This window comes from Streptomyces viridosporus (genome assembly GCF_002078235.1).
Taxonomy (GTDB): Bacteria; Actinomycetota; Actinomycetes; order Streptomycetales; family Streptomycetaceae; genus Streptomyces; species Streptomyces viridosporus.
Genome location: NZ_MSGP01000326.1, coordinates 1 through 12,432, shown reverse-complemented (window position 1 = coordinate 12,432; position 12,432 = coordinate 1). Strand labels below are relative to the sequence as shown.

The window sequence follows — 12,432 nt, the reverse complement described above, 5'->3', positions numbered from 1 at the left end:
CACGCCGCCTGATCCGGCGCGGCGCACGGGGTCCGGGCGCCGTGCGCCGCGCCGGATCAGGCGGCGTGCCGTCCCCGACGAGGGGGACGCCCGGCCGCCGACGAGGCCGCGGCGGACGGACCGCCCCCGCCTCCCGGCAGAACGCGCAGACGGGGCCGCCGGGGCGAGTCGTCCTTCCCCAGCAGCCGGTCCTCGATGTGTGTCATGAGCAGCAGCAACAGGCCCAGCCCGGGCAGCAGCAGGAATGCGGTGGCGAACACGGGTGTCCCTCCCCGGAGACGGTGTGCCGACCGGGTGCCCCGGAGAACGGGGTTCAGCCACCCCGCGCCGCCGCCTCGGCGGCAGACCGAATGCGTCCCCCACGATTCCCGCGGTCAGCCGGGGGATCCCCCTGGGAACGATCACCGTCCAGCCGCCGGGTCCCGCCCGCCCGGCGCCGGGCGCGCTCCGCCTCGGACCGGCGCGGGAGGAGTACCTCGCGCTGCTGCCGCGCACCCGACCCTGACAACTGTCAGGTGCCGGACGGACGGTGGCGGGCCGTACGGTCGCGGACACGGGCTGCGCGCGGCCGGGGCACCGGCCGCACGCACGACCGTGCCACCGCCGACACAGGAAAGAGGGACCATGAGCCGCCGACCGCTCAGAACTCTGCTGGCCGCGGGGGGCGCTGCCGCAGTGATGGCGCTCCTCCCCGCCTCCGCCCACGCCGCGCCGTACTCGGGCGGCAACTACGGGGCCTACGCACTGGAGGGGCAGTACCCCACGGTCTCCGGCTGCTCGGGCACGTTCCGGCAGATCGGGCCCACCCGGTACGCCGGGAGCACGGCGCTGAAGTACTTCTCCTCCGACTCGTGCGGATCCTTCGCGCGCATCGAGAACTCGCGCGCCAACTGCGCGGCCGTACTGGAGCGTTCGAACAACGGGACGCACCGTGCCGACGGCTGGGTCTCCGAGACCGTGGACCCCGGCGTCACCTACGCCTACACGAAGATCGGGAACAACCTCCACGGCCGTGTCTCCCGCGCCCTGCTCGCCTGCGACGGGCACGTCCTGGCGGAGACGGGCTGGTACTGAGCCCGGACGACCCGTCGACAGGGGGCGGGCCGGTGATCCGGTCCGCCTCCCTCGCGCGCGTGCCGGGGACCACCGGCGGCCAGGGGCGGCGGCACCGCCGGGAAAACCGCTCGACGGACGCGGGGGCCGCCGCCTAGGGTGCCGTGTGTGCGGCGTCGCGTGCCGGTCACCGGCAGGGTGAGGCATGGAGGCGCCGCGGATGCCCGTGGAGGCATTGACCCGTGTCAGTCGAGTTCAACCACACCATCGTCCTCACCCGCGACCGCGAGAAGTCCGCCCGTTTCCTCGCGGAGGTCCTGGGGCTGGAAGTCGGGGAACCGGCCGGGATGTTCCTGCCGGTGACGACCGCCAACGGCGTCACCCTGGACTTCGCGACCGTCGACGCCGACGTCCCCGTGCAGCACTACGCGTTCCTCGTCTCCGAGGACGAGTTCGACGCGGTCCTCGCCCGGCTCGTGGACGCCGGGATCCCGATCCAGGCCGATCCGCACGGCCGGCACCCACGCCGGATCAACCGCAACGACGGCGGACGCGGCGTGTACTTCCGGGATCCGGCCGGACACGGTCTCGAGGCCTTCACCCGGCCGTACGGCAGCGACCCGGCCTCACCGCTGAACGGCACGACGGAGGAGGTCCCCGGGGCGGTGTAGGCCGGGGCCCGGTCCCGGAGGGCGCCCGGGTCGGGGCGGACGGTCCGCGCCCGCCCCGACCCGGGCGGACCACGGGCGGTGCGACGGGACCCGGTCGGCGGCCGCACGGCGGGGCGACCGCCCCACGGCCGGTTTACGCGGCGCGCTGCGGGCTACGCGGCGAACGGAAGAAGACGGCCGACCGGTTCCCGGGAGGTGCCCATGACCCGGCGGATACGGGACGTGATGTCGTCGGACACCGCGTCCGTGGAGCCCATGACCTCGGTGGCGCGGGCGGCGCGCCTGATGCGCGAACGGGACATCGGCGACGTGCTGGTGGCGTACGACTGCGATCTCTTCGGTCTGCTCACCGACCGCGACATCGTGCTGCGGGCCGTCGCCGAGGGGCACGACCCGGAGGCCATGACGGTCGGCTCGCTGTGCACGCGCCCGCCCCTGGTGACGCTCACCCCCGAGGACACCACCGAGCACGCCGTCGAGCTGATGCGGCAGTACGCCGTGCGCCGGCTCCCGGTCGTCGAACGCGGCGGGTGCCCCGTCGGCGTGGTCAGCCTCGGCGATCTCGCCGCCGTCGAGGACCCGCACTCCGCGCTGGCGGACATCAGCAGGGCGGCCCCGACCCACTGACGCCCACCCGTCGGCGCCGCCCCGGGGGACGGCGGGCGGGACGTGCGGTCAGCGCCGGTAGAGCCCCACCAGCGTGCCGCTGGCGAGCTGCGCCTTCTCGACCGCCTCGTGCACCTGCTCCGCCCGGGGCGCGTCGGGCAGGACGCACGGTTCGGCGAGGGCGTAGAGCCGGAAGTAGTAGTGGTGCGCGTCGTCCCCCGGAGGAGGATGCGGCCCGCCCCAGCCGCGCTCGCCGTAGCCGTTGACGAGTTCGGTGCCCTGCGGGGGACTCTGCCCCGCCGGGACCCCGCCGCTGTGGGGGTCGATGCCCACCACGATCCAGTGCACGAAGGTGCCCGACGGCGCGTCGGGATCCTCGCACAGGAGCACCAGCTCCGTCGCGTCGTCCGGTACCCCGCTCCAGGTCAGCGAAGGGGAGACGTTGGCCCCCTCGTAGGCGTAACGGCGCGCGATGAAGGCGTGGTCGTCGAAGGTGTCACTGCCGATGTCGATGCCGTTCATGTGCCCCGGGGTACCCCGGCCGTCCCCGGGGCATGCGACGCGCGCCCCGGCACCGGCGCCGTCACCCGCCGTCCACCGTGACCGCGCAGGACCACCCGTACGGACCCGGTCCGATCCGCAGCTCCTCCCAGGCCACGGCCGTCGGCAGGGCCCCGGTGACCCGGACGTCGGCCAGACCGGCGACCGCCAGCCGCACGTCCAGCCCGCCCTCGGCCTCGTCCGCCTCCACGTCCACCGGGACCTGTCCGTGCACCCGGAGCCGGTGCAGGATCTCGTCCAGCAGGGCGGCCAGCAGATCGTCGTCGCTGGCCTCGTCCAGCCGGATGCGGCCCACGCCGGTCGGCCGCACCCCGGAGACGTCGGCGAAACACTCCACCACCGCCGCCACGGCCTCCGCCAGGCAGTTCTCCCGGCTCTCCGCCCACACCTCGATCCGGACGTCGTCCTCCTGCGGCACCGTCCGGTGCCCGTTGTCGCCCGGCCACCGCGTCTGCCCGTAGTCGTCCGTGTCACCGGCCATGCACCTCGCCTGCCCGGCGGCCGCGCACCCATGCGGGGCCGCCCCGGCGCGTGGCGGGGCGCGGCGCGCTTCGGCCGCCCGGGAGCGGGTACGCGGGTGCCGTCTCCGGTGCGGAGGGAGGGCGTCTGCCATGCGGTTCCGTGATCGTCGGCAAGCCGGCCGCGAACTGGCCGAACGGCTGCGGGCGAGGCAGGAGGAGGGAGCCCTGCCCGACCCCGTCGTGCTGGCCCTGCCCCGCGGCGGTGTCGCCGTGGCCCAGGAGGTCGCCCGGGAGCTGGACGCCCCGCTCGACGTCCTCGTGGTGCGGAAGATCGGTGCTCCCCGCCACGAGGAGTTCGGCGTCGGCGCGATGGCGGGCGACGGAGTGCCGCTGTTCGACGCGGAATCCCTGCGCCGGCTCGGGCTCAACGAGGCCGACCTCGCCCCCGTCGTCGAGCGCGAGCGCAGGGAACTGCGCCGCCGCGAACAGCTCTACCGCCGGGACCGGCCCGCCCCGGACCTGCGGGGACGGACCGTGCTCGTCGTCGACGACGGACTGGCGACCGGTTCCACGGCCCGCGCCGCCCTGCGGTCCCTGCGGCGGCAGGACCCCGCCCGGGTCGTGCTGGCCGCCCCGGTCTGCTCGCCGGAGGGCGCCAGGATGATGCGCACCGAGGCCGACGAGGTGGTCTGCCTGTACCAGCCGGCCGCGTTCATGGCCGTGGGGCAGTGGTACGACGACTTCGAGCAGTTGACGGACGAGGACGTCCTGGCGGCGCTGCACCAGCGGCAGGAGTAGGCGCGGCCCGGACGCCGCAGACCGCGCGGCTCGGACGCCGCAGACCGCGCGGCTCGGACGACGAAGCCCGCGGGGCTTCGGACGGCGAAGTCCGCGGGGCTTCAGACGACGGAGTCCGCGCGCAGCGCCTCGATGTCCTCGGGGGAGTGGCCCAGCTCCGTCAGGATCGCCTCCGTGTGCTCGCCCACGGCCGGCACCGGGTCCATGCGCGTCGGCAGACCGGCGAGGTCGGCGGGCGGCAGCAGCGCCTCCACGGTCGCGCCCGGCACCGCGACCTCGCGCCGGCGGCCGCGGGCGGCCAGGACGGGGTGGTCGAGGAACGCGGCGACGTCGTTGACCCCGGCGCAGGCGATGCCGATCGCCTCCAGGTCCTCGATCAGTTCCTCGGCGTCGGAGCGGGCGAAGCGCTCGGCGATGATCGCGTTCAGCTCCTCCCGGTGGGCCACGCGGTCGGACCCCGTGGCGAAGCGGGGGTCGCCGGTCAGCTCGGGCCGGCCGAGGAACTCCGCGCACAGGGCCGCCCACTCGCGCTCGTTCTGCACGGAGAACAGCACCTCGCGGCCGTCGGCGGCCCGGTAGGTGCCGTACGGGGCGATGGTGGCGTGCTGGGTGCCCAGGCGCGGGGGCTGGCTGCCGCCGTAGCGGGTGTAGTAGGCGGGCTGGCCCATCCACTCGGCCAGCGCCTCGAACAGCGACACCTCCACCGGCGGGGCCGTGCCGGTGGTCGCGCGGGTGTACAGGGCGGTGAGCACGCCGCTGTAGGCGTACATCCCGGCGGCGATGTCGGCGACGGAGATGCCCGTGCGGGCGGTCCCGTCCGGCGTTCCGGTCAGCGACACCAGGCCCGTCTGGCACTGCACCAGCAGGTCGTACGCCTTGCGGTCCGCCCAGGGGCCGGTCGTGCCGTAGCCGGAGATCGTGCACGGGATCAGCCGCGGGTAGCGGCGGGTGAGCTCCCCGGCGCCCAGGCCGAGGCGGCCGGCGGCGCCCGGCGCGAGGTTCTGCACGAACACGTCGGCGTCCTCGAGGAGTTGGTGCAGGATCGCGCGGCCGCGCGGGTCCTTCAGGTCCAGGGTGAGGGACTCCTTGGAGCGGTTGAGCCACACGAAATAGCTGGAGTGGCCGTGGACGGTCGTGTCGTAGCGGCGGGCGAAGTCGCCCTCGCCCGGCCGCTCCACCTTGATCACGCGGGCGCCGAGATCGGCCAGTTGCCGGGTGGCGTAGGGCGCGGCCACCGCCTGCTCCAGACTGACCACCGTGACCCCGGACAAGGGGTGTCTGTGCACGTCCACGCCTCCTGTCGCGCCCCGGGACCACCGGCCTCGATTAGTACGACCGGGGCGGGCCGGCTGTCAACGACCGTCCGGCCGTTCACTGCCCGGCCCGGCTCGACGGGAGGTCGGCGGGCCTGCTGCGGGACACGACGCGGACGCCGCGGCCGTCCACGGCACGGGCCTGGAGCGAGCCGCAGCCGCACCGGGTCCACACCGTGCTGCCCGCCGCCGTGCCGTGCCGGGAGACCACCTGGAACGGCTCGGCGTCGTCCGGCCACCCGCAGTACGGGCAGACGGTGCCGGTCGTACCCGTGGCGCCGGTCGTGCTGGTCATGCTGACTCCTCGCTTCCACTCCGGGGGTCGGGACCGTTCGTCGCGACACAGCAAGGGTGCGCCGGAACCTCCGTGCACGTCCAGGTTGACTTTGCGGACGTCATTGTGAAGCGTGGGCTTCATGATTGACCTGCGCCGGCTGCACGTCCTCAGGGCGGTCGCCCACTACGGCACGGTCACCGCGGCCGCCCGCGCCCTGCACTTCACCCCCTCCGCCGCCTCGCAGCAGATCCGCCAGCTCGCCCGCGACCTGGACGTCGAGCTGCTGGAGCCGCAGGGGCGCGGGGTGCGGCTCACCCCGGCCGCCGAGAGCCTGCTCGCGCACGCGGACGCCATCCAGGCGCGCTGGGACCAGGCGGAACTGGACCTGCGGGCCGATCGCGGCGCCCCGGCCGGGCCGCTGCGCGTGACCGGGTTCCCGGTGGCGGTCTCGGTACTGCTGGCGCCCCTGGCCGCCCGGTTGGGCGAGCGCCACCCGCGGCTGTCGGTGCGGATCGCGGAGGCGGGGGTGGAGCAGAGCTTCGACCTGCTCTTCGAGGGGGCCGCGGACCTGGCCGTCGTGGAGTCCACCCCGCACAACCCGCCCCTGGGCGACGCGCGGTTCGACCAACGGCCGCTGCTGGACGACCCGTTCGACCTGGTGGTCCCCCGGGGGCATCCGCTGGCCGGGCGCGAGCGGATCGACCTGGCCGAGGCGGCGCGCGAGGCGTGGATCGCGCCGGTGCCGGAGAGTCCCTGCCGGCCGCATGTGATGTCCGCCTGCGGCGCGGCCGGATTCGCCCCGGACGTCGTCCACCACGCCCTCGACTGGAACGTCACCGCCCACCTCGTCGCCCACGGACTCGGCGTCGCCCTGATCCCGCGCCTGGCCCGCCTCGCCCCGCACCTGCCCCTCATCCGCGTCCGCTGCGCCGGCGACCCGCACCGCAAGCTGCTGACCTGCACGCGCGGCGGCGGCCACGCCCGCCCGGCGGTGGAGGCCGCGCTGCGGGAACTGCGGGAGCTGGCGACGACCGTGGTCGCCTGAGGCCCGGGGAGCGGGCCGGGCCCCACCCGTCCGCGTGCCCCCGCTACCGTCCGCGTGCCCCCGCGCGCAGCCCGTCCATGACGAGGTCCAGCAGTCTGGTGGCGCGCGGCTGCCAGTCCCCGTCCGGGTCGATCTGCCAGAGGCCGGCGATGGCGAGGTAGAAGTCGTCCGCGGTCACCCCCGGGCGGATGGCGCCGGCCTCCTCGCAGGCCCGCAGCAGGAGTTCGGCCGCCTCGGTCACCGCGTTGTGCCCCGGTTTCGCCGGGCTCCCCGGTCCGCTGGTGGCCTGCCGGATGGCGTCGGCCAGCCCGGCCTTGGCCATGGCGAACCGGGCCAGCCGGTCCATCCACTCGCGCAGGGCCCGGTCGGGCTCCAGGGTCGCCAGCAACCGGGCCGCGCTCTCGGCGACCTGCCGCATCTCGTGCCGGTAGACCTCCAGGACGAGTGCCTCACGGCTGGGGAAGTTCCGGTAGAACGTGCCCTGTCCGACGCAGGCCCTCTTGGCGATCACGCTCAGCGGGGTGTCCGCCGAGCGCGTGAGTTCGGCCAGGGCCACCTCCAGGATGCGCTCGCGGTTGCGCTGCGCGTCCGAACGCAGGGGCGCGTCCTTCCTCTCCCGCTTCTCCCGCACGTGCGACTCCTCCTCGGGCCGTGACCGAAACCCGCCCTTGTTGACCGGACAGCTGTCCACTAACTTTTCCGGTAACGGACAGCTGTCCGCTTCGGTTCATCGTATCGACGGACACGGACGGCGCGGAACGGCCGGTGCCGCGGCCCGTACGGCCGGCCCCCGGCTCCGCATCCCGCATGTCCGCATGGTTCCCGAAGCGCGCTCGTTCCGACAGCACCCCCTCCCGAGTCACCGACCCGCCCGCCGTCCGGAACGCCGTCCCGACAGGCCCCGGATCCGCGAAAGAAGGCTGCTCATGGACCCCTCCACGTCCAGCACCGTCACCCTGGACATCAACGGCGAGAAGCACACGCTGTCCGTCGACCACCGCACCACCCTGCTCGACGCCCTGCGCGAGCGGCTCGATCTGACCGGCACCAAGAAAGGCTGCGACCAGGGACAGTGCGGAGCCTGCACGGTCCTGGTCGACGGCCGCCGCACCGTCTCCTGCCTGCAACTGGCCGTCGCGGCCGACGAACGCGAGATCACCACCGTGGAGGGCGTGGCCCGGGGAGGGCGACTGCACCCGGTGCAGCAGGCCTTCCTCGACCTGGACGGCTTCCAGTGCGGCTACTGCACGCCCGGCCAGATCTGTTCGGCCGTCGCCGTCCTCGAGGAGCACGCCGCGGGCTGGCCCAGCGCCGTCACCGACGACGTACGGCCCGAAGCGGGACCGCCACCGCTGACCCCGGAGGAGATCCGGGAGCGGATGAGCGGCAACCTCTGCCGCTGCGGTGCCTACCCGTCGATCGCCGAGGCCGTCGCCCGCGCGGCCGCACCGGCCCGGACCGAGGACGAGGAGGCGGTGGCGTGAGGGAGTTCGCCTACCGGCGCGCGGACGACGTCCCCGGCGCCGTGGCCCTGCTCGGCGGCGACCCGGACGCCCGCTACCTCGGCGGCGGCACCAACCTCGTCGACCTGATGAAGACCGGCGTCGAGCGCCCCGCCCGCCTCGTCGACGTCCGCCGGCTCCCGCTGGACCGGATCGAACCGACCGACGACGGCGGGCTGCGCATCGGCGCCACCGCCACCAACAGCGACCTCGCCGCCCACCCCGAGGTCCGCCGCCGCTACCCGGCCCTGGCCCAGGCGGTGCTCGCCGGCGCCTCCGGGCAGTTGCGCAACATGGCCACCGTCGGCGGCAACCTGCTCCAGCGCACCCGCTGCGGCTACTTCACCGACGTGACCGCGCCCTGCAACAAGCGCGCCCCCGGCAGCGGTTGCCCCGCCGTCTCGGGCGAGCACCGCAACCACGCCGTCCTGGGCGCCTCCGACCACTGCGTGGCCGTCCACCCGTCCGACATGGGTGTGGCACTGGCCGCCTTCGACGCGGTCGTCTCGTACGAAACGGCCGACGGGCCGGGGGAGTTGCCGCTCGACGGCCTCTACCTGCCGGTGGGCGACACCCCGCACCGGGAGACCGCCCTGCCGGCCGGCGCGCTCGTCACCGGCGTCACCCTGCCGCCCGCGCCGGTCGCCGCCCGCTCCCGCTACCGCAAGGTCCGCGAACGCGCCTCGTACGCCTTCGCGATCGGCTCGGTCGCCGCCGCCCTCGACGTCAGCAACGGGGTCGTGCGCGAGGCGCGCCTGGCCTTCGGCGCGGTGGCGTCCCGGCCGTGGCGGGCCCGGACGGCCGAACGCGTCCTGACCGGGGCCCCGGCCGCCGAGGAGTACTTCGCCGCGGCGGCGGACGCCGAACTGGCGGCGGCCAGGCCGCTGCCCGACAACGGATACAAGGTGACCCTCATGCGCAACCTCGTGGTGGCCGTGCTGTCCGAACTCGCCGAGGAGGCCGCCCGATGACCACCGCCCCCACGGCCGGCCGCACGACGCGGGCGGGCGCCGTCGGCACCGCGCACACCCGCGTGGAGGGCCGCGACAAGGTCACCGGGGCCGCCCGCTACGCCGCCGACCTCCCCTTCGCGGACCTCGCCCACGGCCACCTGGTGCTCTCCACCGTCGCCCGCGGCCGGATCCGCTCCGTCCGGACCGCCGACGTGCTGGACATGCCGGGTGTGCTCACCGTCCTGCACCACGGGAACGCCCCGCGGCTCGACACCGACTACGTCGGCATGCTGGGCGTCCCGCCGGACCCGACCGCCGCCGTCTTCCAGCACGACCGGATCCCGCACGCCGGGTGGCCCGTCGCGCTCGTCGTCGCCGAGACGCCCGAACAGGCCCGCGAGGCCGCCGAGGCACTCGTCGTCACCTACGAGCGGCAGCCGCACGACACCGCGTTCCACGCCGGCCGTCCGGACGCGTACCCGGCGGACGGGCACATGCCCGCCGTGACGGAGAAGGGCGACCTGGAGGCCGAACTCGCCGCCTGCGCCCACGTGGTGGACGAGGAGTACACCACCCCCGAGGAACACCACGCCATGATGGAGCCGCACGCGGCGACCGCCCGGTGGGACGGCGGCCGGCTCGAGGTGGTCGACTCCAACCAGGGCACCACCTGGGTCGCCGACGACCTCGTCAGGATGTTCTCCCTCGAACCGTCCGCCGTGCGGGTGCGCTCCGAGCACGTCGGCGGCGGCTTCGGCAGCAAGGGCCTGCGGGCCCACCAGGTGTCCGCCGTGATGGCCGCGACCGCCCTGCGGCGACCGGTGCGCGTCGTGCTGACCCGCCGCCAGATGTTCTCGCTCACCGGCTACCGCAGCCCCACCGCCCAGCGGGTCCGGCTCGGCGCCGACGCCGACGGGCGGCTGCGCGCCCTGGAGCACCGCTCGCTGAACCAGACGTCCACGGTCTGGGAGTTCGTCGAGCCGGGCGCCGGCCCGGCCCGGGTGATGTACGACGCCGACGCCCACCGCACGGCGAACGAGGTCGTGCGGCTGGACGTGCCGTCCCCGACGTGGATGCGCGCGCCGGGCGAGGCACCGGGGTCGTTCGCGCTGGAGGCGGCGCTCGACGAGCTCGCCGAGCGGTGCGGCGTCGACCCGATCGAGCTGCGGCTGCGCAACGAGCCCGGGCGGGGGCCGGTCTCCGGGCTGCCGTTCGCCGGCCACAACCTGGCCGCCTGCTTCCGCGAGGGCGCCCGCCGCTTCGGCTGGGCCGACCGCGATCCGCGCCCCGGCGTACGGCGCGAGGGACGCCTGCTGCTCGGCACCGGAACGGCCGCGGCCTCCTTCCCCGCGGGTGCCATGCCCTCCACGGCCGCGGTGACCGCACAGGCGGACGGCACCTTCACCGTGCGGATCGCGGCGGCCGACATCGGCACCGGGGCCCGCACCGCGCTCACCCTGGTCGCCGCCGACGCGCTCCGGGTGGCGCCCGAACGGGTCCGGGTGCGGATCGGCGACAGCGACTTCGGCCCGGCGATGATCGCCGGCGGCTCCGCGGGCACCCGCTCCTGGTCCTGGGCGGTCACCGCCGCCGCCGAGGAACTGCGGGACCGGCTCGTGCCGGGAGCCGCCGTGCCGCCGGAGGGCATCACCGTGCGCTCCGACACCACCGCCGCCATCGGCGCCCTCACCCCGAAGGAGCGGCACTCCTTCGGGGCGCAGTTCGCCGAGGTCGCCGTGGACGTCACCACCGGCGAGGTGCGGGTCCGCCGGATGCTGGGCGTCTTCGCGGCGGGCCGGATCGTCAATCCGCTCACCGCGCGCAGCCAGCTCGTCGGCGGCATGACCTGGGGCATCTCCATGGCCCTGCACGAGGAGGCGGTCCGCGACCGCGCCTCGGGCGGCCTCTACGGCGCCGACCTGGCCGGCTACCACGTCGCCACCCACGCCGACGTACCGGCGATCGAGGCGGACTGGGTGGACGACCCGGACCCCGACGACCCGGTCGGCGTCAAGGGCCTCGGCGAAGTCGGCATCGTGGGCGCCGCGGCGGCCGTCGCCAACGCGGTCTGGCACGCGACCGGCGTGCGCCACCGCAGTCTGCCCATCCGCCCGGACCGGGTGCTGCGGGCGGGGGGACCGCGTGTTTGACATCGCCGGTGAGCTGCTCCGGTGGCTGGCCGAGGGCCGGGAGTTCGCCGTGGCCACGGTCGTCTCCGTGGACGGCAGCGCACCGCGCGACCCGGGTGCCGCCCTCGCCGTCGACCGCGCGGGCACGGCGGTCGGCTCGGTCTCCGGCGGCTGCGTGGAAGGCGCGGTGTACGAGCTGTGCCTGCAGGCGCTCGAGGACGGCGGGACGCGGGTCGAGCGGTTCGGGTACAGCGACGAGGACGCCTTCGCGGTGGGCCTGACCTGCGGCGGGACCATCGACGTCCTGGTGGCCCCGGTCGGCGCGCAGGCCCCCGTCCGGCAGGTGCTCCGGGCGGCGCTCCCGGCCGCCGACCGGGGCGGTCCGGGGGCGCTCGCCCGGGTCGTCCGGGGCCCGGCGGACCTGCTCGGCGGGGCCCTGTTCGTCCGCCCGGACGGCTCGTACGAGGGCGGCCTCGGCGGAAGCCGGGAGCTGGACCGGACGGCGGCGGAGGAGGCCCGGGCCCTGCTGGACGGCGGGCGCACCGGCACGGTCGTCCTGGCCGAGGACGGTTCCCGCTGCCCCGGCGGCCTGACCCTGTTCGTCGAGTCCTCGGTGCCGCCGCCCCGCATGATCGTCTTCGGGGCGGTCGACTTCGCGGCGGCCCTGGTGCGGGCGGGCCGGTTCCTCGGCTACCACGTCACCGTCTGCGACGCCCGCCCGGTCTTCGCCACCCGGGCCCGCTTCCCGGAGGCCGACGAGGTCGTCGCCGACTGGCCGCACCGCTATCTGCGCCGCACCGCGACCGACGCGCGCACGGTGCTGTGCGTCCTCACCCACGACGCGAAGTTCGACGTCCCCCTGCTGAAGGCCGCCCTGGGGATGCCGGTGGCGTTCGTGGGGGCGATGGGCTCGCGCCGCACCCACGCCGACCGCGAGCGGCGGCTGCGCGAGGCGGGCGTGGGGGAGCGGGAGCTGGCCCGGCTCAGGTCCCCGATCGGCCTCGACCTCGGCGCCCGTACGCCGGAGGAGACCGCCCTGTCCATCGCGGCGGAGATCGTCGCG

15 protein-coding genes are annotated in these 12,432 nt (G+C 75.4%); 9 read left to right on the top strand and 6 right to left on the bottom strand.

Going from position 1 to position 12,432, the window contains the following annotated elements:
- Positions 1–56 precede the first annotated feature (56 nt).
- Positions 57–260: a hypothetical protein gene (locus B7L92_RS22835; RefSeq protein ID WP_081239321.1), complete on the bottom strand. Its 204-nt coding sequence runs from the start codon at positions 258–260 to the stop codon at positions 57–59.
- Between the two features lie 364 nt (positions 261–624).
- On the opposite strand from B7L92_RS22835, the gene B7L92_RS22830 reads away from it, so the two are divergent.
- The 3 genes from B7L92_RS22830 to B7L92_RS22820 all read left to right on the top strand — a co-directional run bounded on the left by B7L92_RS22830 (position 625) and on the right by B7L92_RS22820 (position 2,351).
- Positions 625–1,074: a hypothetical protein gene (locus B7L92_RS22830; protein ID WP_255311085.1), complete on the top strand. Its 450-nt coding sequence runs from the start codon at positions 625–627 to the stop codon at positions 1,072–1,074.
- Between the two features lie 221 nt (positions 1,075–1,295).
- Positions 1,296–1,724, top strand: coding sequence for a VOC family protein (locus tag B7L92_RS22825; protein WP_081239319.1), 429 nt, complete (start codon positions 1,296–1,298; stop codon positions 1,722–1,724).
- 201 nt (positions 1,725–1,925) lie between these two features.
- Positions 1,926–2,351 (top strand): CBS domain-containing protein, encoded by a 426-nt coding sequence (locus tag B7L92_RS22820; protein WP_016823504.1) that lies wholly within the window; start codon positions 1,926–1,928, stop codon positions 2,349–2,351.
- 48 nt (positions 2,352–2,399) lie between these two features.
- Here the strand turns inward: B7L92_RS22820 and B7L92_RS22815 are convergent, their stop codons facing one another.
- Both B7L92_RS22815 and B7L92_RS22810 read right to left on the bottom strand, forming a co-directional pair.
- Positions 2,400–2,852 (bottom strand): YbhB/YbcL family Raf kinase inhibitor-like protein, encoded by a 453-nt coding sequence (locus B7L92_RS22815; protein WP_081239318.1) that lies wholly within the window; start codon positions 2,850–2,852, stop codon positions 2,400–2,402.
- Positions 2,853–2,913: 61 nt separating this feature from the next.
- Positions 2,914–3,372 (bottom strand): archease, encoded by a 459-nt coding sequence (locus tag B7L92_RS22810; RefSeq protein WP_081239317.1) that lies wholly within the window; start codon positions 3,370–3,372, stop codon positions 2,914–2,916.
- Between the two features lie 130 nt (positions 3,373–3,502).
- On the opposite strand from B7L92_RS22810, the gene B7L92_RS22805 reads away from it, so the two are divergent.
- Positions 3,503–4,150, top strand: a complete 648-nt coding sequence (locus tag B7L92_RS22805) for a phosphoribosyltransferase (RefSeq protein ID WP_081239316.1) — start codon at positions 3,503–3,505, stop codon at positions 4,148–4,150.
- Between the two features lie 101 nt (positions 4,151–4,251).
- Here the strand turns inward: B7L92_RS22805 and B7L92_RS22800 are convergent, their stop codons facing one another.
- Both B7L92_RS22800 and B7L92_RS22795 read right to left on the bottom strand, forming a co-directional pair.
- Complete coding sequence (locus B7L92_RS22800; RefSeq protein ID WP_081239315.1) at positions 4,252–5,442, bottom strand: CaiB/BaiF CoA transferase family protein; 1,191 nt, start codon at positions 5,440–5,442, stop codon at positions 4,252–4,254.
- A gap of 79 nt (positions 5,443–5,521) precedes the next feature.
- Positions 5,522–5,758 carry a hypothetical protein gene (locus B7L92_RS22795; protein WP_081239314.1) on the bottom strand — a complete coding sequence of 79 codons (237 nt, stop codon included), beginning with the start codon at positions 5,756–5,758 and terminating at the stop codon, positions 5,522–5,524.
- Positions 5,759–5,879: 121 nt separating this feature from the next.
- On the opposite strand from B7L92_RS22795, the gene B7L92_RS22790 reads away from it, so the two are divergent.
- Positions 5,880–6,785, top strand: coding sequence for a LysR family transcriptional regulator (locus B7L92_RS22790; protein WP_081239322.1), 906 nt, complete (start codon positions 5,880–5,882; stop codon positions 6,783–6,785).
- A 43-nt stretch (positions 6,786–6,828) separates the two neighbouring features.
- On the opposite strand, the gene B7L92_RS22785 is transcribed toward B7L92_RS22790, so the two are convergent.
- On the bottom strand, positions 6,829–7,416 hold the full coding sequence (locus B7L92_RS22785) for a TetR/AcrR family transcriptional regulator (protein WP_081239313.1): 588 nt from the start codon (positions 7,414–7,416) through the stop codon (positions 6,829–6,831).
- A 295-nt stretch (positions 7,417–7,711) separates the two neighbouring features.
- Between B7L92_RS22785 and B7L92_RS22780 the strand changes: the two genes are divergently transcribed.
- From B7L92_RS22780 to B7L92_RS22765, 4 genes are all read left to right on the top strand, one after another.
- Positions 7,712–8,269, top strand: a complete 558-nt coding sequence (locus B7L92_RS22780; protein WP_081239312.1) for a 2Fe-2S iron-sulfur cluster-binding protein — start codon at positions 7,712–7,714, stop codon at positions 8,267–8,269.
- Complete coding sequence (locus tag B7L92_RS22775; RefSeq protein ID WP_081239311.1) at positions 8,266–9,258, top strand: FAD binding domain-containing protein; 993 nt, start codon at positions 8,266–8,268, stop codon at positions 9,256–9,258. The genes B7L92_RS22780 and B7L92_RS22775 overlap by 4 nt, the downstream gene beginning before the upstream one ends.
- Entirely contained in the window at positions 9,255–11,390 is a 2,136-nt protein-coding gene (locus B7L92_RS22770) for a xanthine dehydrogenase family protein molybdopterin-binding subunit (RefSeq protein WP_081239310.1), read from the top strand. The genes B7L92_RS22775 and B7L92_RS22770 overlap by 4 nt, the downstream gene beginning before the upstream one ends.
- Positions 11,383–12,432, top strand: a 1,050-nt coding sequence (locus B7L92_RS22765) for an XdhC family protein (RefSeq protein WP_081239309.1), incomplete at its 3' end; no start/stop codon positions are given. The genes B7L92_RS22770 and B7L92_RS22765, both read left to right, overlap by 8 nt.

Coding starts and splice junctions, on each gene's coding strand:
- B7L92_RS22830 (WP_255311085.1), top strand. CDS start 625: ATGAGCCGCCGACCGCTCAGAACTCTGCTGGCCGCGGGGGGCGCTGCC.
- B7L92_RS22820 (WP_016823504.1), top strand. CDS start 1,926: ATGACCCGGCGGATACGGGACGTGATGTCGTCGGACACCGCGTCCGTG.
- B7L92_RS22815 (WP_081239318.1), bottom strand. CDS start 2,852: ATGAACGGCATCGACATCGGCAGTGACACCTTCGACGACCACGCCTTC.
- B7L92_RS22810 (WP_081239317.1), bottom strand. CDS start 3,372: ATGGCCGGTGACACGGACGACTACGGGCAGACGCGGTGGCCGGGCGAC.
- B7L92_RS22805 (WP_081239316.1), top strand. CDS start 3,503: ATGCGGTTCCGTGATCGTCGGCAAGCCGGCCGCGAACTGGCCGAACGG.
- B7L92_RS22795 (WP_081239314.1), bottom strand. CDS start 5,758: ATGACCAGCACGACCGGCGCCACGGGTACGACCGGCACCGTCTGCCCG.
- B7L92_RS22790 (WP_081239322.1), top strand. CDS start 5,880: ATGATTGACCTGCGCCGGCTGCACGTCCTCAGGGCGGTCGCCCACTAC.
- B7L92_RS22780 (WP_081239312.1), top strand. CDS start 7,712: ATGGACCCCTCCACGTCCAGCACCGTCACCCTGGACATCAACGGCGAG.
- B7L92_RS22770 (WP_081239310.1), top strand. CDS start 9,255: ATGACCACCGCCCCCACGGCCGGCCGCACGACGCGGGCGGGCGCCGTC.